The 20408-nt window shown below is 69.0% G+C and carries 10 protein-coding genes; 5 read left to right on the top strand and 5 right to left on the bottom strand.

Annotated features, from left to right (window positions below; genetic code table 11):
- Positions 1-342: 342 nt before the first annotated feature.
- From FHS29_RS36105 to FHS29_RS36095, 3 genes are all read left to right on the top strand, one after another.
- Positions 343-3897 carry a P-loop domain-containing protein gene (locus FHS29_RS36105; protein ID WP_184699223.1) on the top strand — a complete coding sequence of 1185 codons (3555 nt, stop codon included), beginning with the start codon at positions 343-345 and terminating at the stop codon, positions 3895-3897.
- A gap of 1149 nt (positions 3898-5046) precedes the next feature.
- Complete coding sequence (locus FHS29_RS36100) at positions 5047-5349, top strand: hypothetical protein (protein ID WP_184699221.1); 303 nt, start codon at positions 5047-5049, stop codon at positions 5347-5349.
- Positions 5350-6401: 1052 nt separating this feature from the next.
- A complete protein-coding gene (locus tag FHS29_RS36095) occupies positions 6402-8558 on the top strand; it encodes a tetratricopeptide repeat protein (RefSeq protein WP_221457330.1) in 2157 nt (718 codons plus the stop codon).
- Positions 8559-8653: 95 nt separating this feature from the next.
- On the opposite strand, the gene FHS29_RS36090 is transcribed toward FHS29_RS36095, so the two are convergent.
- The 5 genes from FHS29_RS36090 to FHS29_RS36070 form a co-directional block, all read right to left on the bottom strand.
- Complete coding sequence (locus FHS29_RS36090; protein WP_184699216.1) at positions 8654-10027, bottom strand: toll/interleukin-1 receptor domain-containing protein; 1374 nt, start codon at positions 10025-10027, stop codon at positions 8654-8656.
- Positions 10028-10812: 785 nt separating this feature from the next.
- On the bottom strand, positions 10813-11496 hold the full coding sequence (locus FHS29_RS36085) for a hypothetical protein (RefSeq protein WP_184699214.1): 684 nt from the start codon (positions 11494-11496) through the stop codon (positions 10813-10815).
- 3 nt (positions 11497-11499) lie between these two features.
- Positions 11500-14370, bottom strand: coding sequence for an ATP-binding protein (locus FHS29_RS36080; protein WP_184699212.1), 2871 nt, complete (start codon positions 14368-14370; stop codon positions 11500-11502).
- Positions 14371-14378: 8 nt separating this feature from the next.
- A complete protein-coding gene (locus FHS29_RS36075) occupies positions 14379-15428 on the bottom strand; it encodes a M48 family metalloprotease (RefSeq protein WP_184699210.1) in 1050 nt (349 codons plus the stop codon).
- Positions 15425-17443 carry a hypothetical protein gene (locus tag FHS29_RS36070; protein WP_184699208.1) on the bottom strand — a complete coding sequence of 673 codons (2019 nt, stop codon included), beginning with the start codon at positions 17441-17443 and terminating at the stop codon, positions 15425-15427. The genes FHS29_RS36075 and FHS29_RS36070 overlap by 4 nt, the downstream gene beginning before the upstream one ends.
- Before the next feature lie 280 nt (positions 17444-17723).
- Between FHS29_RS36070 and FHS29_RS36065 the strand changes: the two genes are divergently transcribed.
- Complete coding sequence (locus tag FHS29_RS36065; protein ID WP_184699206.1) at positions 17724-19679, top strand: tetratricopeptide repeat protein; 1956 nt, start codon at positions 17724-17726, stop codon at positions 19677-19679.
- Positions 19595-20329, top strand: coding sequence for a tetratricopeptide repeat protein (locus FHS29_RS36060; RefSeq protein WP_184699204.1), 735 nt, complete (start codon positions 19595-19597; stop codon positions 20327-20329). Before FHS29_RS36065 ends, FHS29_RS36060 begins: the two co-directional genes overlap by 85 nt.
- Positions 20330-20408: the final 79 nt, after the last annotated feature.

The following is a 20408-nucleotide window of genomic DNA, read 5'->3' as shown; positions in this document are numbered from 1 at the left end:
CACCACAGAAGACGCGGACATCACGACCTGTCGTTGTCGTACTAAGCAGAATTCCACGCATCGAAATTCTGTCGCCATGGAGCCAGCGCCGACCGTCGCACGGGTCGTTGGATCATCGGCAGATCGCGACAGCGATTCGATATCGTCAAGACATCGTGCGGCGCACGAACAGACTCGTTCAGATGCCACTCGGTCCCGGCCCGATGCACCCTGCCACGGGCCTCGACGGCTGTCGTCCATCCCCGGACCAGCCTGGCGCACTGAAACGGAGGAATCCGAGCGGCGCACGGTTTACGCTGCTATCGGGGTGATGGTCGCGGCAGACGGTGGATGATGTCCGGCGTGGTGTCCAACGAGGTGTCCGGCGATGTGTCGGGTCCGGTCGTGCAGGCCGGTGATATGGGAGGGACCGCGACCGCGCCGGGCGGTTACGCGAACACTGGCGTCCACATCGGCGATGTGCACCTGGCATGGTCGTCTCCGGTCCGCTGCTACTACCACCGCCGGGTAGTGGAGATCGCGCCGCAGGAGCTGGTGGGACGCGAGGCGGAGTTGGCCGAGATGGCCGCGTTCAGCACTGGCGCGGACAGCTCCTACATGTGGTGGCGTGCGGAGGCGTGGTCGGGCAAGACGGCATTGATGTCGTGGTTCGTCCTGCACCCGCCACCGGGTGTGCGCGTGGTGTCGTTCTTCATCACCGCGCGCTGGCCCGGTCAGTCCGACCGCGCGGCCTTCGTCGACGTCGTCGTGGAACAGTTGGCCGCCCTGCTCAACCGGGACCTGCCCGAGCACGTGACCGCGGCGACGAAGGAGACCCACCTGCTCGGTCTGCTCGACGACGCCGCACGCGCCTGTCACGAACGGGGTGAGCATCTGGTGCTGGTGGTCGACGGCCTGGACGAGGACCGCGGCCTGACCACCGGGCCGGACGCCCACAGCATCGCTGCGCTACTGCCCGCCCGATTACCGCCCGGCCTGCACGTCGTGGTGTCCGGGCGGCCGAACCCGCCGATCCCCGCCGACGTCGCGGAGGGCCACCCGTTGCGCGCCGCCTCCGTGATCCGCGCACTGATCCCCTCCCCCAGTGCCCGGACGATCCAGCGTGCGCTGGAACAGGAACTGCTGCACCTGGCCGAAGGCAGAGTCGAACGGCGTCTGCTCGGTCTGGTCACCGCCGCGGGCGGTGGCCTGACCGCGACGGACCTCGCCGAGCTGACCGACATGTCCCCCTGGCAGGTGCAGCACCAGCTGCGTACCGTCACCGGCCGTACCTTCACTCGCCGCACCAGCCCGGCGACGGCGACCGGTATCGAGGTCTACGTGCTGGGCCACGAGGAACTACAGGTGACCGCGACCCGGATCCTCGCCGACGATCTGCCTGCCTACCGCGCTCAACTGCACGACTGGGCCCAGACCTACCGGGAACGCGGTTGGCCCGAGGACACCCCGCCCTATCTACTCGGCGGATACTTCACCACGTTGCTGGCCGCACGGGATCTCGACCGCGCCGTCGACTTGGCCACCGACCCCGCCCGCCAGCAATGCCTGCACGACGTGTGCGGCGGCTACGGGCGTGCGCTGGCCGAACTGGACGCGGCCCACGACGTCCTCGCCGCGACCGAGACATTCGACTTCGTCTCGATGCTGCGGCTGTCCATCCACCGCGACGACCTGACCGGCAGCTACAGCCGGTGGAATCGGGCACTGCCCGCGGCGTGGGCACAGCTCGGGGAGGTCGACCGTGCCGTGTCGATCGCCCGGTCCATGGGTGCCCACTCGTACCAGGCCGGGGACCGGGCTGACGCGCTAATCGCCATCGCCGGCGTGATCCGGAACCGAGACCGGGCCGGCGAACTGCTCGACGAAGCGGAGCAGGTCGTGGAGTACCTGTGCGCCTCGACCAATCTGGGCGATTTCGGACACCGCCACTGGCGACCCCTTGCGGTCGCCGCTGTGCGCGTCGGCGACCGCGCACGAGCATTCGCCGCGCTGAACCGGGTCGCCGGTGCAGAGCATGCGGTCGGCGCGTTGTGCGCCGTCGCCGTAGAACTGTGGCGCACACACGACCGGGAACCGGTGGCCGGGCTGCTGGACCGTGCCGAAACCGCCGCGCGGGAGGAAACCGACCCGGTCGCGCGGACGCGGCTGCTGCGGGTCGTGGTCGACACCTCGGCGGCCGTCGGCGACTCCTACCGTGCGGAACTACTCACCCGGTCCGTCCCAGACCGCGAACACCGCGCCCAGCTGTGGCTGTTAGTGGCGAGAGCAGTCGCCGCACGCGGTGACGCCGCGCGTGCCGGGCTGATTCTCGACCATGCCGAGCAGGTCATCGTGACGATGAGCAGGCAGCGTAGCCGAATCTGGGCATGGCCAGATCTGATCACAGCCGCCGCAGCCGTCGGTGATCACGACCGCGTCGACCGCGTCATCACCCGCGCCCGGCACGAAAGCGCAGCGCTCGCGAGAAGTTCGGATGCCAGAGGCTTCAACGGCAACTTTGAGGACGTGGCGCTCGTCGCGAAGCTGGTCGAGGCGCTGTGCGGGATCGGCCGCATCGACCAAGCCCTGTCCCTGTCGACCAACTGGCTCGACTACGAGTCGCGCAAACACGTGTTGCCCTCGATCGCCTGTTCGGCGGCCGAAACCGGGCGGTTCGACCTCGTGGACCGGTTGCTCAGGCATTTTCCGTTGCTCGAGAACTACGACTTCACGCTGGGAGCCGTCGCCGAGGTCGCAGCGCGACTGGGGCGACACGACCGCGCACGTGCGTGGCTGCGCCAAGTGGATACCTCGACACGGTTGCTCCACCGAGACGCGCGGGCGGTCGCGGGTGTGGTGGTAGCGGCGGCCGGGCAAGCACGGTTCGACCTTGTCGACACCGTCATCGGACTGGTGGATGGACTGTCGGCCAAGGCAAGTCTCTGGCGCTCGGCGATCTGTAACCCGGACTCCGTCGGATACGCCAGGACGTACCTGGACCGGATCGAGCAGTCCGCAGTCCACGCCGAATCGGACGCCGAGTTGCTCGTCGCAGTCGAAGCCCTGTGCGACCTGGACCGCCTGAACCAGGCTCTGGAGACCGTGGTGCGGATGGACAACAACACGCGCCCGGCGGATTCTATGACGCCCGCGATGTCGGCATGGACCGCCATCGCCAAGGCATCCGCACGCACCGACGACGTGACATTCGCGCTGGAACTGATGGAGCAGGTCTGGGCAGACGCCACGTCCGACGGCAGATTCCTCCCCATCGTCGCCAAGCAGGTCGCGGAGGCACTGCTGGAGATCGACGGCGTCGATGCCGTCCGTGCATTCGGGAACACCCTCCCCCCGGATCCTTCCACGACCGAGTACCTCGCCATGTTGATCGCTGTGGAAGCCGCGCGCACAGGTCACGCCGAACAAGCCCAAGCCACAGCGCGAACCCTCACGACCATCCAGTACAAAGCCGACGTGCAAATAGCACTGGCCGATGCCGCGACCGAACGAGGCGATTTCGACACGGCGGAGACCCTCGCCCGGTCGGTCGTCGACTATCGCTGGGTGGACTGCGTCGAACGGCTCGCCAGGGCGCTACTTGTGGCCGGGCAACGCGAACGCGCCGAGGCACTCGTCGACTCCGCGCTGCGGGAACACAGCGAGCGGACCCCGCTACGCGCCCTGACAGCCGATGCCGACCCGGTCAGGAAAGCCCGCGCGGTAGCACAACTGCTGCGGCTGGGCATGTGGACCGACGTCGTGGACGATCTGGTCGAAATGGAAGTGGGCGCCCAACTGCACGGCGTGCCGGAACTCCGAGCACTATGGCTCGGCGCGGCGGAGCACGGCGCAAGACACCTCCGTGTGCTGGACACGATCACGGCGGAACTGGCCCGGACAAGCATCATAGTGTCATGAATCGCCGGGGTCGTCGGCAGCATGTGGCGACGAAGCGCTGACGCCACAACAGACCAAGCACGGTCAAGCACATCCGCCGCAACGGATGGTCGATCACGAGGTGCAGCCACTGAAATCTGCCTTGCCGTGCTACCACCACAACGGGCGCAGCGCGACGGCACGCGCACCTCTGGTGACCGGCGAAGTAGCCCCCAGAGCCGTACCGGGACCACGGCTACGACAGCCGCCGATCACGGTCGTGAGTCAAGGCGCCGCTCACCGCACGAAGCACACGCGACGCTGATCGATGAAACCGACCGCTGGGTGGCCTAGACGGCGCCCGAACCATCGACGACAGCCCTGCTGCATACCGAGACTTCGGCGGACTCGTGGACCGCATGGCCATGACATAGGCGCACTGGCAGCGACTGCGCCAGCACACGTCCCGTCCCCACCTGCGGGCGACCCGCATGACGTGCAGACGGCAATGGACGAGGTCGCGGCGCTGTCCAACCCCTATGACGACCTGCTGATCGACCTGTACAGCGGCCATCGACGACTGTCCGACTGAACAGCACCGCCGATGCCAGGCATGCTCAGCAGCATCTCGGCGTGTCGGTGACGGCGAAACCGAGCCGTCGTCACGGACGACGGGGACATCGCGTCGCGTCCGCGGCGAGTATTCGACGTGGTCTCGGCGACGCCCCAGGCGCGCCGCGCCGCCTGCAGTCTGCGCGCCCTGGCCTCCGCACCACCCGCGATGCCGCCCTGGGCAGATCACCGGGGCGGCCTCGTCGTGTCTGTACTCGGCCGTATCCTCTGCCCAGTTCCGTGCCGAGCCAGGCTGACCTGCCTACAAATCCAAGGAGGAAAGGACACCATGGACTACATCATGTTAACAGCAGGAGCTCTAGGCACAATATTATCCACAATGGCGGTGATCGCCGGATTGCGACAAGCTCGTGAAACAGAAAGAAGCTTTCGAGTAGAATTAATTAGGGGCGGGCGCAGGATAGGCGGAGCAGCCGGTGGTAGCAGCAAAGGGCGTACGTGGTGGCACTTGCACTCCCGCGATCGCCCCCTCCGAACTCCTGCCTCGGTGGCGCTCCAACGCTCTAGCCTGGACGAGCGCATAGAAGACGCCAGCATCAACCTCGTGAAGACACGAGGTTGATCAACGAAATCTCGGTTGAACTGGAGGCACAGGCTGCCCAGATCAAAGAGGCCCGGGCGGAGGTTGAGCACAACAAGGGACTTGCCGCCGTACACCGGGAAGCCGCTGAAGCCGTGGACAAATTGGTCGAGACCACGGTACGCCGCGTACAGACCGAAATAACGGTGAAGCAAGAATCAGCGAGCCGGGAAAACGTCAAGCGCACGAAGTTGCAACAGTGGCTTTTCTTCCTGGCCGGGCTTTTCGCCAGCATCCCGATCGGACTGCTGGTCAACTTCGTCTACGACCTGATCAAATAGGTTCGATCTCGGGCTGCAATTGCTCTAGGACTACACTGGCGATGCAGGCGAGCCGTTGAAGGCGGTCTGCCGTCGCTGCGACACACCCCGCGTGTCCCGGACGGCCATCTGCGCAGCACGCTCCCCCGTGTCTGCGCTGTGACGGTGCCCGGATGGCTCCGTCCGCGCTCCACCGCGTATACCTGGTGCACTTCCCGCACCTCGGTGACGCGGGTGCGTACAAGGTCAGCATCACGCTGTGTCGGCGACGGCCGTCTGCGCGAACACACCCGCAACCGCAGAGTGCTACCGGACATCATTCAAGGCCCGACCGCGCCACCGCCCTGCCCATCAAGCGCCTCATCCTCAACCACTACCAACGACCAATAGCGCCGGTCTCGCTGCGACGCGACCTTCTACCCCAGGGCCGCTGTGCCGGTCCATGCACCAATGGCGTCAGTTAGGTCCGGTCGGCACGACACCGACCGGTGCCAGAATCCCTCTCTCGACCCCCTGTCGAGCTGATGCGGGCAATTTCCTATCAGGACCTGATCAGGTTATCCCGGTTCGCGATGTCCGAAAGTCCGAACTACACATGAGTTGTTGACATTGTTGACACATGGCGATGCGGCGTGGAATTCCACCGGGCAACCAGAAATGGTGCCGAGAACGGCGACATCGCGCCCCGCGGGGTTACCGAAGGGCGCACCGAAGGGCGCGTGCACGCGTTGTGCCGCTCGGGGCGCTTTCTTCGCAGGGACGTCGAGACGGCGGAGGGCATGGGTGGGTTCGCCTCCACCTCGAAGCGCGGCGAGAACCCCGACCATGGGACCACGCTGGAGGCCCAGACGGCGGGACCACGCCCGGGAACCGGAAGCAGCTGCCGCTGTAGCACTCGCCCGTGCACCTAACACGCCATGAGGCTCCTGACCACCGTCACAGTGAACACCGTCGCGGCTTACCGGGAATCATCCGCCATCCGCAGCTCCCGGCCAAACGAAGACCTTCACCTTGACCACGCGGGACCAGGTGCACGGCTACCAGGACTATAAGGTCCAGGTCGACACCGCGTTTTGAGCGCCGACCCGACCCCAACGGGACGCTCGTGCCCAGGGCCGGACGAGTCGACAATCGGACTCATGACCTCGGAACGCCACGTACGGAACAGCCTCACCGGTGACCGGACCGTCGCGGTGCAAGCCAGTGTCGTTCACGGCGGCGTACACATCACGATGCACGACGGCAGCAGACCCGTGCCCCGCCAACTCCCCGCCGGTGTCCGCGAGCTGTTTGGTCGCGAGGCCCTGCTGGCGCGGCTTGACGAGTTGCAGCCCAATGGACTCGCTGCCTTGTCCGGCATGGCAGGCGTCGGCAAGACAGCGCTCGTGTTGCACTGGGCGAGCGGCGCCGCCCACAAGTTTCCGGACGGTCAGCTCTACGTCGACCTGCACGGTTTCGGGGGCGGTGAACCTCTGCGCCCACAGGATGCGTTGGCGGGTTTCCTACGAGCGCTCGGATACTCGCGCCCCGAAGAGCTGGTCACACTCGAAGAGCGCGCCGCGCACTTCCGGACGTTGATGAGCGGGCGGCGGGCGCTCGTCGTGCTGGACAACGCCCTGTCCGCGGACCACGTCCGACCGCTGCTGCCCGGCCCAGCTGGCGGCACGGTCATCGTGATCAGCCGCCACCATCTGAGCGGCCTCGTGGTCCGGCACGCGGCCACCGCGATCCGAGTCGATCCTCTGGAGGAACGGGCAGGCCTTGGCCTCCTGCGCACGGCGGTCGGTGATAGGTCCCACCACCCTGCCGCAGGCGCGCTGGTCCGGTTGTGCGCTGGATTGCCGCTGGCGCTGCGCATCGTGTCCGAGCGGATCACCCGCTCCGCATCCGCCGATCTCGACGGTGTCGTTGCCGAGCTCGCCGACGAACAGGCGCGTCTGGACGTGCTCGACACCCAGGACGACGCCCGTTCCGCCGTGCGAACGGTGTTTTCCTGGTCCTGTCGCGCACTGCCTGACCACGAGGCCGACGCGTTCCGGTTGCTCGGGTCGCACCCCGGTCCGGAGTTCGGGCAGAACGCCGTCGCCGCGCTCCTCGACATCCCTCCGGCCACCGCCGCGAACCTGCTCAGGTCGTTGACGCGGAAGCACCTCTTGCTCGACCTGGGATCCGGCCGCTTCGGCTGGCACGACCTGCTCCGCACTTACGCCCGGGAGCTGAGCAACCGCACCGGGACGGCGGTGGACAGGCAAGCCGCAGTGGCCCGGTTGTTCGACCACTACCTGCACTCGACGGACCTCGCGGGGCGGATCGTGATGCCGCACCGGCTCCGCTTCTCCCTCGAGGGTCGGCCAGTGACGCTGCCCGACCTGCGGAGCCGCGACGACGCGCTTCAGTGGCTGGATCTCGAACGTCGGAATCTCGAGGCGATGTGCGCGGTTGACGACCCGGCGTTCGACGGACGGCGTTGGCAGCTGGCGTACACGTTGCGGGACTACTACTTCCTGACCAAGGCCCGCGAAGGATGGCTGAGCACCCACGAGAAGGCTCTCGCGGCGTGCGTCCGTGCGGGCGATCCGCTCGCCGAGGCACGCACGCGCAACAACCTCGGCATGGTGCTGGTCGAGATGGGCGAGCTGGACGAGGGAGCGAAGCACTACCGACGGGCCCGGGAGCTGTTCGAAGGACTCGGCGACGGACACGGGCGGAGCAACGCCCTCGTGAACGAAGCGGCGGTGCTGCGCAGGCGAGGCGACTTCGCGGCGGCGTTGCGCAACCAGGAACTCGCGCTCAAGTGGTACCGCGACAACGGCGCGCACCGGAACATCGGGATCACGTTGCGCAACAAAGCCCTCGTGGAGATGAAACTGGCCCACTTCAGCGACGCGGTCGAGCACGTGGAAGAGGCCATCGACATCGCGCTCGGGCTCGACCTGGAGTTGGACGCGGCGGAGGGGTTCGGCAGACTCGGCCGGATACACCAGCGGGCAGGCGACCGCCCGTTGGCCGAGATCGCGTTCCGCCGAGCCGTGCACCACGCGAGGTGCTGCGGCAGCAAGCACGAGGAAGCCCGCGCGCTGCAGGAACTTGGCGTGCTCGCCGCGTCGACAGGCCGGTTCGAGGAAGCACGAGACTTCTGGAGCGCCGCGCTGAACCTGTACGGGAGGCTTGGATCGACCGAGGGCGGTGCCGTGGCGATGGCACTCGCCCAGCTCGACGCCGATCATTAGCTCCGCTGGTCCCGGCAAGTTCGAACAGCCCGTGGTAGACCGGCTCCGAGTTGGTCCGCGGCGCCCTCCGGGCGACTGAACGTCCACTTCCGCGGTCAACTGCGCCGCTGGTCGAGCACTTCCCACCGGGATCGCAGTTCGGCCATGTGCTCGGCCACCTCCCGCGCCACGACCCGCCGCACCGTTCGCTGCCTGCGGTATTCCAACTCGACCGCTGCCAGCACCAACCCGACGGCGAGTGCCAGGACGAAAGGGTGGAACCGCGCCGACCCGGCCATGGCCGCGAGCCACAACGCCACCGCAGCAGACGCCACCGGGTGGTCCGCCAGCGCCCACGTGACCCTGCCTCGCTCACTGTCGTCCTTGAGCAGGGCCGCCCCGCGCAGCAGGTCGTCGATCGCGACCCGGCACCGCACCCGCAGCCCGAACCTCAGCCGCTTGTCGGTCTGCTCCCCCTCGGCGAGCTTGAGGTCCAGCCTGGCCATGTCGGCTCGCAGTGCCCGTGCCCGCACCGGGGTGGACAGCACTACCGGCCACTGCGCCAGGCGCCGCTTCTCCAGCCGCCGGCCCTTGAGCAGCTCCGCGACGACGACGAAACCGCCGAGCAGGCCGAATGCGGACACCGCGAACCCGACATCCCCCGGAGCCGCCGCCTCGACCAAGAGGAACACCACGAAGATGACCCACCCGACCCCGAAGGGCAGCGCGACGCGCAGCACGTAGGCGCGCCAGGACAACAGGTGCGCACTCGCCTCGGCCGAGTTCACCCCGATGCCGGCAGCGAGCCCGAACAGGGCGACCGCCGCCCACAACGCCAGCCCCACCAGCGAGACCGCGAGCAGTTCCGGCGCGGGCGGTGCCAGCAGACCGGCGACGACACCGACCGCCACAGCCGCACCGACGAGGTACGGCGACCACGGACGGGGCCGGGAGTCGCCCGTGCGCTCGGCCGGGAACTGCTCGAACCCGTCGTCCAGGTGCAGCGCCAACTCCTCGACCAGCGCATCGGCGTCATCCTGGGTGGCGACGTGTCTGGCCTGGTAGCGCTTGATCCCCTCGATACCGGATGGCAGGCGCGTCAACTCGTCCTTGTGGCGCGCACCGTTGACAAGCACGGGCACGATCCGCTTGCGCGCTTTCCCGTCGTCCTCGATCCGCCCGTCGTCCTTCTCGACCTGCGCCAACGAAATCCGCAGCTCGTCGTAGACCCAGTCCTTCCCCTCCTCTCCCAGGCGGGTGAACAGGGTGTCACGCCAGCCTGGGTGCACAATCGCGACGACGATCTGCGCGTCGGCCAGCCGGCCATGGATGACCGGGGAGAAGTGCGAGCCCATGTCTATGCCCTGCGCGTCGAGGAAGACCTGTCCCTCGCCGAAGAACTCGCGCAGCTGCTCGTGCAGCCGCCTGACGCGCCCCACGTGCTCAGGGTCGTCGGTGGTGATGCGGTAGTTGATGAAGATGCCGCCCAAGGCCGGACCTTCCCCACTCGACAGGACGACGTGCCCGTTTCGGTGCCGAACCACGGCCGGCCCAGGTCGGCCGGAAGTGTTGGGCGGTGCCACCCTTCCCGCGTCACGGTCCCGACCGCTATTCGGCCGGATCACGCTACACCCCCCACCCGCAACGTTGACGAGACGCAACTTGTCGGACACTTCTTCGGTGCTGCCATCAATGCCCCTCAGGCCCTGCCGGATCATGCCCGGAAAGCCCTCGAACTACTGGGGGCCTCACCCGTGCTGCGCTCGGCCCTGCCTCTCGAGGAATCTGGCCCACCACGACACCACCATGCCGCCCAAAAAAATTTCAGACGGCATCCGCACGGCCAAGGCGGCACGGCCATGCAGCACATCGCGAGTCCCCTTCAGTCGAGCCTGAAGAGATGACCGCTTGACTAACCAATATGCCGCAGACTCAACCTCAGGGTGACCCCGACCAAGGTTGACCTGCGGAAACAGCCATCAGGGACTCTAGACAAACTCCGTTGAGCGCAGTTCAAGTCACGCCAACACCCATGCGGCACGACGAATTCCCCTACATCCGCTCCTTCCTGCCCACACCCTTGTCCCCGATCAAGTGACCAGCATCCTCGCTGACAGCGGTACAGCCGTAGTCGTGACAGCTGTGCCGACGATACGGTTTGATCAACAGGAAAGAAGCTGCGGCGATTGGGGCCGCAGGTCAGAGCTGCTATGCCACCTTTGGCGCCCCGCAGATTCGGACGTGACCGAGACCGGGCTGACGAGTTGAGCAGTTGTCAGTGCCCAGGCCGATTACGACGATTGCCGTCCGGCCAGTTGGGCCGCTGGTACCATTGAGCTCGCCCCTTGTTCTGCAGTGCGGAAGACGACTGCTGTTCAAAGCGCCTGCCCGACATGTTGCTATTGTTGCCCTCGCTACCGTTGTTGTTCTCGGTGGCATTCGAGCCCGGGGGTTTCCGCTGATCCTTCCCTCCCGCACCGGTTGCTCCACCTTCATCCCACCTGGCTCGCAAACCCTGGACGGCCTGCGGGCGAGCACCGTCTCCGCCCTCGAGACGACCTGTCTTCGCAATCTTCGCGCGGTGGTCCGCGGCGGTCTGATTCCCGTCGCCCCAGCGGGCGTGCGGCAGCCCTCTGCGAACCGAACCCCGCCTTTCCACAGGGGTGGACAGGCCGACGACGGCCTTGTCGGGCGAGGACTGATCGTTGTTCTTGTCCGCCGCACCGATCTTGTTCGTGACTTCCGCGCGATGACCCGCAGCACTCTGCGGCCTCCTGTCAACGGCCCTGTGGACGTCGTGCCGCTTCTCCGTCGCTCCGGAAAAGCGGGCAGCAGCCTTGTCGGCGCCATCGGCGGACTTGACGGGATTGCCGCTCCGGTGGTCCTTCAGCTCACCGGAGCGGTCGCTCCTGCCCCGCTCATCCCGCTCGTGCCTCTCCGGTCGGTTGTCGTTCGCCATCGCTCAGCCTTTCTCCTGCGGTTCCAATTCCCTCAGCGGCCAGGTGCAGTCGACGAACCACTGCAACTCCTCGGCCAGCCGTTCCACCCATTCCGGGCTGCTCAGCTTCGTCCCCACCGCGGTGAACAGCGCCGGAACGGCATCAACCCCGAACGCGGCGGCCCACAGCAACCGCTTGTCGCGGTGAGCCGCCATCACCCAGCTCCGCACGATCTCCACCTGCGCCCGGATGCCGTCACCTGGGATCGACTTGCCGTACACCGCCGCCCACTCGTCCGAGCGAGGGTGCCTGCCCGCATGGGGCTCACGCCGATGGACCTCCGTGAGCGCATCCAGCACCAGGTACCACCGACAGTGCCTCGCCAGCCACTGCGGCTCCTCACCACTGTGGGCCAGACCGGTGGCAACGGTGTTCCGCAGCGCGTCGGTCACGTGGACGGAGAACTCGGCGGGACTCACCAGGTCCGCGAGGACCATGCTCCGGCTCGCGATGGCGGCGTCCACCCCCTGCGCGAGCGAGCAGAAGAGGAGCCGTTCACCCATCCCCACCCAGCGCTCCAGCACGTCCGGCTGCGGCAAGGGAGTCTCCACGCCGACGAGGTGGGCCACCACGGCCAGTTCCGCCCACAGGGTCAGCGTGGTGTCGGTGCCCAGGGCGCGTTCCGCCGTCCGGATCTCGCGGAACGTGCAGGGCAGGCGCAGACAGCTAGGCGCGCACGCGGCGCTGCGCCTGCCGATGACCGGTTCCACCGACGCAGGTTCGGGCGGTTCCGCGGCTTCGCGGGCGGTGCCGTCCTCGATCTGGACCAGCACGGGGTGGTCCATACCGTCGGAGAACACGACCGCCTGCCCGGGTGGGAGGGTGACGATGAACCCGGATTGGCGGTCGGTCACGTTCATGGTGGCGCCGACTGCCTGGCGGTCGTCGTGTGCCGGCAGGCGGTGCACGATCTTGACCGCCGTGTTCTTTACGACGTCGGGCACCAGCTTGCCCGGGATCTGCTCGGCGATGACGAGCCCTTCCCCGTACGCGCGAATCTCGGCGAGCAGTCCGGCGAACATCTCTACCGCATGTGCGGTCGCGCCACCGCCTTCGGTCCTGCGCAGAAGGCGGTGGGCCTCCTCGAATACGCTCAGGTGCGCCAGCCCGACCCGCTCGCCGCCGGGGTGCTGCTTGACCAGCCTGAGGTGCTCGATCAACCTGATCAGCACGGTGCCCATGAGGAACGCCTTGTCGCGGTCGTCCCCGACGTCCTCGATCTCGAGGACGACATTGCGGGTGAGCAGTTCGCCGAAGTCGATGGGGTGGCCGTTCTCGAAGAAGCGCCCAGGTGTGCCCAGGCGCAGGCTCGACAGGCGCACCGCGACGAATCCCCGCACGTTGTCGGTGATCTCGCGGCTGTAGCCGATGTTCTCGACGACGGTCGCGGCCGTGTGCTGCAGGTCGGTCAAGGTCGGGTAACGGGGTGCGGCGCCACGGGTCGTCGGTTCGCCCAGGGCGAGGTCCCAGCCGAGTTCGGTGTAGGTCCGGTTGAGCGCGGCGCCGAGTACCTGGGGGAACGGCTCCTCGGACTCGAACGACGCGAGGAACAGCGCCCTGAGCATGTCGGCGTGGGTCTGGAGCGGGAACCGCTTGCCACCGGGGCCTGCGGCGGGTTCCAGCGGGTTGATCCCCGCGGGCGGCAGGTAATCGGCGCCTGGGCGGATGACGATCACGTCGGCACGCGGGCCCAGCCGGGCCGCCATGGTCCGGTATTCGGCCTTGGCCGGTTCAACCACCAGCCAGGGGATCCCCTGGCTGGTGGCCGCCTCCAGCAGGGCCCGTGTGGTCTGCGACTTCCCGGCACCGGTTGCCCCGCAGACGAACACGTGCCGGTTGAGGCTGTCCCGGCTCAGCGTGAACGGCCCGACCGGCTGTCGGTTGCGGTCGAGCACCCGTCCCAGGGTGACGGCCGCGTCCCCGGTGTGCTCCGGCGTCGTGTCGAACTCCGGCGGCACGACCAGACGGATCCCGGGCACCTCCCGCTCCGGCGGCCGGGCAAGTGCCGCCAGCGCCGCGCTGCCACCCAGGAACGCCCCGGAGCGGCCGTCCGGCGCACCGAGCGCGGTGTCGAAGGGTTCCATGTCGGCCGACGGGAGCAGCGTGTAGGGCAGGTCCTTCAGGTCGACGGACGCGCAAACCAGGGCGGCGACCTGCGCGGCGTCCTCAGGGCATTCCGCGCCGGCCAGCAGGTGGATGCGCCACAAACCCTTGACCGGGCCATCGGCCAGCTCGCGGTGCCGGTGCTTGAGCCGGTCCGCCGCGACCGCGGCCTCGGGGGACTGCGCCGCCTTCCGCCACAGGTCCCGTTCGCGCTCCGCGACCGCGCCGACCTCGGGCTCGATCGCCTCCGCGGGCACCGGGTCCGCCACCACGAGCCAGGCGAACGGCCGGTGCCACACCGCCAGCAGGCAGTCCTCGAAGGAGGGCGCCGCCGCCGGGAGGTGTGCGTCGGCGACGCGCGCCAGGGTGTCGACCACCGCGTCGATGCGGCGCCACGAGGCCGTCTGGCGCAGCGCGTCAACCACCTCCTCGCCCGCGCAGGGCACGCCCCGGCCGCCCGGCGGGATCCGCAACAGGGTCGCCCCCTCCGGCGCGCCGGGCTCCGCCACACCGGTCGAGCCGCGCAGCGCCGCACCGCCGACGTAGACCGCGACCGGCCCGTCGGCGGCAGTGCGCTGCCAGCCGAGGAGCAGCGGGCGCCGGGCGTGGTAGGCGGCGGTCACGACGGCCTCGCGCTGCCGGTACCCGCGGTCGGCGGTGTCGCCCGCCGGCTTCGGGGCGGACAGCAGCCGGTAGACCGGTGTGTCCAGGATGTGTCGCACCGAGCCCATGCCCCGGCCTACTCGCCGTACCGCGTCGGGGGCAGGTCGAACCGGACCGGTTGCCCTGGTGGCGGCGCCTGGTGCATCTGCGCCGTGGGCCACGGCTGAACCGGCGGTGCGGGCTGCGGCGCGGTGCCCAGGCGCTTCTCCAGGGCGGTGACGCGCTTGTCCAGCGGCGGGTGGGTGTCGAACAGGCGCTTGTGCCAGGATGGGCGGTTGCCCTCCTCGTCGAGCCAGCCGCGCAGGACCTCCAGGAGCGCCGGCCCGTACCCCAGATGCACTGCAGTGCGGTCGCTGCTCAACTCCCCGATGCGGCCTGCGGCGCGCTCCAGGAACATCAGTCCGATGTCGGCCAGGGTGAAGGCCAACAGCGCCAGCGCGAACATCCCGCCGAAGACCAGTGCGAGGACGACTACGGCCGGCATGAGCACGGCGCCGACCAGGTACCGGGGCAGCACGAAGCTCGCCACCAGGAAGCCCGTCCGCACGCACCAGGCCACGACCATGACGAGCCGGCCCGCGAGTGCCGCGGGCCACGAGTACCACCTGATCAGTAGCTTCACCCAGGCGTGCCCGCGCAGGTGGTGCCCGAGCTCGTGGGCGAGCAGCGCTTCGAGCTGGTGAGGGTGTCGGCTCTTGAACGCGGAGCTGGTGACCGCGACGATGTGCCCGGCGGACGCGAAGGCGTTGTGCCGGTCATCTTGGGCGATGAAGAGGCTGTACCGGTTCGGGTTGATCCCGGCTGCTCCGGCCACCGTGCGCCAGTGGCGGGCCAGCTGCTCGTGCTCGCTGGGCGTCGGCTTGCGCAGGCCGATGACCAGTTGGGCGTATGCGCGCTCCACGGGCCGGATGAACAGCAGCGCACCCGACAGCAACCATCCGAAGACGATGAGCTGCTCGCCGGGCAGGGTGACGTGCCCCATGACCGTGAGGACCACGAGGAAGCTGAGCAGGAACCTGGGCAGCCCCAGGAGCAGGATCGCCGCCGTGGACCCGTCGATCCCGCGACGCAGGCGGAAGGTGGGCACGGCGCCGTTCGGGGGCGGGGGCGGTGGGAACCAGGTCATGCGCGGAACACCCCTTCGGGATCGTCGTACGGGTGGGCGGCGCCCCGGTGGGCACCGGTGCCGCCGTCCGTGAGGAGTGGGAGCGCCGGAGCGGGCAGCGGTAGGCCGGGGTGGTCCGGGAATGGGGTCATGGCCACCCGCGGAAGGTCGAGCAGTTCGAGGGGGAACTCCACCGATCGGACCTCGCGCCGGCCGCCGCGGTGCTCGACCAGCAGCATCAGGTGGTCGTCGAGCCGCTGGAACTCCGTCGGGTCCACCACGTGCTCGTGGACCCGCTGCACGGAGGCCGCGTCGGACCAGTTCTCACCGTCCGCCTCGCTCCGGCTCACCGAGCCGGAGCGCCCGGTGGTGCGGCTGGTGGTGGTCGACCGGCTCCCGCCGGTCGTGCGGGAGCTGCCGGCGCTGCGCGTGGTCGTCCCCCGACCGAGTGGCGCGTTTTCCTGGGTGGTGTGCGAGATGCCGGTATTCGAGCCGGTGCTCCAACTCGTGCCCTCGGTGGCGCTGACCCCGCTGGAGCTGGACCAGCCCTCGCTCTCGCCGGTCGTCATCGTCCGGCTGCCGCCCAGGGTGCGGGTGAACTGGCTGACGAGGAACCGGTGGTCCTTGCCGACGTGGTCGGCGGCGGCCTGCGCCTCCCGATGGCCCTTGAGCCTCATGAAGCCGACCGCGCCGCCGGCCAGGGCCGTGCCCGCGTCGCGCAGGTGCTCGAAGAGCAGCACGAGGTGGACGCCGCTGCGACGGCAGGTCGTCGCGAGCTGTTCGAGGTGGTCGAGGTGGAGCCGGTCGGCGCCGGCGAGCACCAGCGACGTCGGCCGGCCGGACGCGCTGCGCGACACGCGGTGGGAGACCGCGCGCACCAGCAGCTCGGCCAGCGTCTCCCCTGGTGAGCCGGTGTGCGCGTCGCCTAGGACCAGGCAATCGAGCCGGACCGCGCGACCACCCGCGGCCTGCGCGCCGAGGTCCTCCAGCGGTTCGAGATGGTCGATGAGCCTGGCGATGCCGGCGCCCGCGCGCTGCCGGTTCTCCACGCTCATCACCTCATCGGCGATGCGTGTGCGCTCCCCTGGGAGCAGGATGAGTTCGTGGTCCGGTTCGTTCGCCAGGACCCGGAGGCCGGCCACGATGCGCTTGAGCGACACGTCATCCCCGAGGGCGGACACCACGGCTTTCAGCGTCCGGCGGTCCGCCAGGCGCTCGTGCCGGGCCGCGCCGGGGTCACGGCCGTGGACGGCCTCGACCAGGAGGTCGACCAGTTCCTCGGGCTCGAAGCCGAGCAGCAGGTCGGACACTGGCAGCTGCGCGGGCCGGAACACCTGCACATCGGTGGAGACGCCAGCGGCCCCCGCCTCAACGGCCAGCTCGTGGCAGACGCCGGCCCGAGTGAGGTCGACCACCACCAACGGGCCCGCGGTGAGCAGCGACGTGCCGTGCACGACGAGAAACGCCGACCAGCTGTCCGGGCTGCCCCCGAAGAGGTCCAGCCGGTGACAGCCGGCTGAGAGGCAGACGGCGCTGTAGTCGGCCAGGGCGTTCACCCTCTGCTGTTCAGCCCGTTCGTGCGCCCATTTCGCCGCCTGCCACGCGGCCAACCGGCGCTCGTGGTCCGCGTGGACCTGTTGCCCGGCGGTGGCGACCCGCCCGTCCAGGGACGAATTCGTCCACCGCGCGATCAACAGCCGGACACCGACGATGCTCGTCCCCACCAGGCCCAGCACCACCAGCAGCCGCGCCACAGCGCCCGCCGTACCGGACCAGGAGAACACCAGGCCCAGCACGAGGCAGCCACCCGAACTCAGGCCCCAACGCTTCGCGTCCTCACGCCGGTCCAAGAGCACGAGCGCGGCCCGTCGCTGTCGTTCGAGCAGCGCTGCGGGCATCGGCGGCGGTGTCGGTTCCGGGTGCGGGAAGGGGCGGTAGGACCGCCACCGGTCGCGGAACTCCCAGCCCAGCTGCGGCGGACGTGGGTAGAACAGGCGGTGACGCCTGATCGCCGCCTCCTGTGGTTGGACGGCCATGACGTTTCCTGGGGATATCTGCTCCGCCGCGTCAGTGGGGAGGGGTTCCCGGTGATACATCCGTACCAGCCTCGTGAGTCGGTCCTATCGGCCAGAGGATGGCGTGCCGTCAGGGTCCACGGCGGCGATGTCGGACACCGGCGGACATCGGCGGACATCGGCGGACACGGAGGGTTATCATTCGGCTCGTCGTGATGGAGGTGGCGCGTCGATGACCGCGGTGGGTCCCAGCAGGGAGCCACTGGCCGCTGACCTGGCCGAAATCCGCACGATTGCGGATTTGGCCTCGGTCTTGCACGGTCTTCGGCTCCGTCAGGCCCGGGAGCGGCGCGACGCCAAGCTCACCTACCGTGAGCTGGCGGATCTCACCGGTCTGTCCCGCAGTGCGATCAACGAGTACTTCACCGGCAAGGTCCTGCCCCCCACGGACCGGTTCGACGTCCTCCTCGACGCCTTCGGGGTCGAGGAGGACGAGCGGCGGGCGTTGGCGACCGCGCGGGACCGGGTCGAGGAGCACCTGCACGCGGAGAGGTCCGGCGGCGCGCCGCGGCGCCGGGTTCCCCGCGAGCTGCCGCCACCGGTGTCCTCGTTCACCGGGCGGAGCAGCGAACTCGCCGCGCTCGACCACCTGGCCCGCACCGCCGCCGATCCGACGGGCAGCGCCATCGCGGCCGTCTGCGGCACGGCGGGTGTCGGGAAGACCGCGCTGGTCGCCCACTGGGCCCACCGCAATCGGCACCGCTTCCCGGACGGGGACCTGTACGTCGACCTCCAGGGCTACCACCCCGACGGTCCGGTGCACCCGGCCGAGGCACTGGCCCGGATGATGCGCGGGCTCGGCGTGGACGACGCCCTGGTACCGGAGGGGCTCCAGGAGCGCGCGGCTCAGTACCGCACCCTGCTGGCCGACCGCGCGGTGCTGGTCGTGCTGGACAACGCCTCGTCGGTCGACCAGGTCCGCGACCTGCTGCCCGGCGGCCGGGCGTTCGCGCTGATCACCAGCAGGGACAGCCTGGCCGGACTCGCCGTACGCAACGGCGTGCGGCGCGTCCCCCTCGACCTCCTGCCCCACGACGACGCGGTGGAGCTGCTGCGGGCTGTGCTGGGCGCCGAACGGGTGGACGCCGAGTCTGAGGCCGCTGCGGCGCTGATCGAGCACTGCGCTCACCTGCCGCTAGCCCTGCGGATCGCGGCGGAGCATGCCGCCTCGCGCCCCGGAGCCGAGCTGGCCGGGCTGGCGCAGGAGGTCGCGGAGGAGCCGCTGGCCCTGTTCGATGAGGTCGGCGACGACCGCACCGCGCCGCGCACGGTCTTCTCCTGGTCCTACCGCCACCTGCCCGAGCACGCCGCCACCGCGTTCCGCCGGCTGGGGCTGCACCCCGGGCATGACATCGACGTGGGCGCCGTCGCGGCGTTGTGTGACGTGGACGCGTCAACGGCGCGGCGGACGCTCCGGGCGCTGTCGAACGTCAGCATGGTCACCGAGACCGACCGCGGCCGGTTCTCCCCGCACGACCTGCTGCGCTGCTACGCGACGGAACTGGTGGCCCGGGACGATCCGGCGACGACCCATGCCGCGCTGGAACGCCTCATCTCGCACTACTGCCGGGTCGTGGCGGCCGCCGTCGACCTCGCCTTCCCGTCGACCCGGCGCACCCCGTCGGCCGTCGAGCCAGCGGACACCACCGTGCGGTTCGAATCCGGCCGGGAAGCCGTCGAGTGGCTGAACCACGAGCGCGCCGCCCTCGTCGCCCTCACACGGTACGCCGCGGACCACGGCCTGCCCGAGTTCGCGGACGCCCTCTCCGCGAGCCTGTGGTACTACCTCAACAGCCGTCGTCACTTCACCGATGCCAGAGTCGTCCACACCTGCGCCATCCGCGCCGCCCAGGCGCACCGCGACCGCATCGCGGAAGCGCGAGCGCTCAACCACCTGGCCAACGTCGAGTGGATGCTGGGCCGCTTCCCCGCCGCCGCCGAGCAGCTCCGACGAGCACTCGAGCTAAGCCGGGACCTCGACTCGGACGTGACGGCGCAGACGCTCAACGGCCTCGCGGTCGCCTGCTGGATGTCCGGCCAGTTCACCGAGGCCATCCCCTACTACCGACAGGCCGTGCCCTGGGCGGCGGGTTCGACCACTTCGGCAGGTTCATGTTCGGCACGCTCAGCGCCGTCTACGAGCGCTATGGCTGCACCGCCGAGATGTTCGCCAACCTGGAACAGGCGGTCACCATAGCGCGGGAATCAAACGACCGGATCGGTGAAGGCTTCGGCATCCTGCACGTCGCCATGGTCCATCAAATGCGCGGCGACCTACGAGCCGCGGAGGAGCAGTACCTGCGGGCGCTGAATCGGGGTGTGAGCGCCGGCGATCCGCTGCTGATCAGCTACGCCCGCACGTACCTGGCGGTGCTGCGCCAACTGCGGGGCGAGCACGCCAGGGCAGCGGAGGAACTCCAGGCAGCCCTGGAGCACAGCCAAAACATCGGCAACGAGATCAACGAAGCCACTGCCCTGATCCACCTCGGCATCTCCTGCCGCGCGTCCGGCCGACTGGACCTTGCGCTCGACCACCTCCACCAAGCCCACGCCCTCGCGCGCAAGGTCACAGACGCCGACCTGGAGGCCAAGTCGCTCAACGAACTGGGCACCTGTCTGCACGGCACCGAACCGCAACAGGCGATCGTCCACCACGAGCAGGCACTAGCGATCACGCTCACGAGCGGGAACCTGCTCGAACGCGCCCGAGCCCACCAAGGTCTGGCACACTGCCACGCCGTTCTCGGCAACCTCGACGCCAACGAACAGCACCACCGCATGACCATCAACCTGCGCTCGCGGCTCAGCATGGTCCCGAACTCGCCTAGGACTCCCGACGAGCTCTGACCACGACCATCGTCGAATTCATACGCGCCTGCGATCCGGACTACACGCGTTTGCACCGACCAGCGCGAACGAGTTCTCC

It is taken from the genome of Saccharothrix tamanrassetensis, assembly GCF_014203665.1.
GTDB classification, from domain to species: Bacteria; Actinomycetota; Actinomycetes; order Mycobacteriales; family Pseudonocardiaceae; genus Actinosynnema; species Actinosynnema tamanrassetense.
Note: the sequence above shows the minus strand (reverse complement) of the source record. Positions and strands in the feature narration are given on the sequence as shown.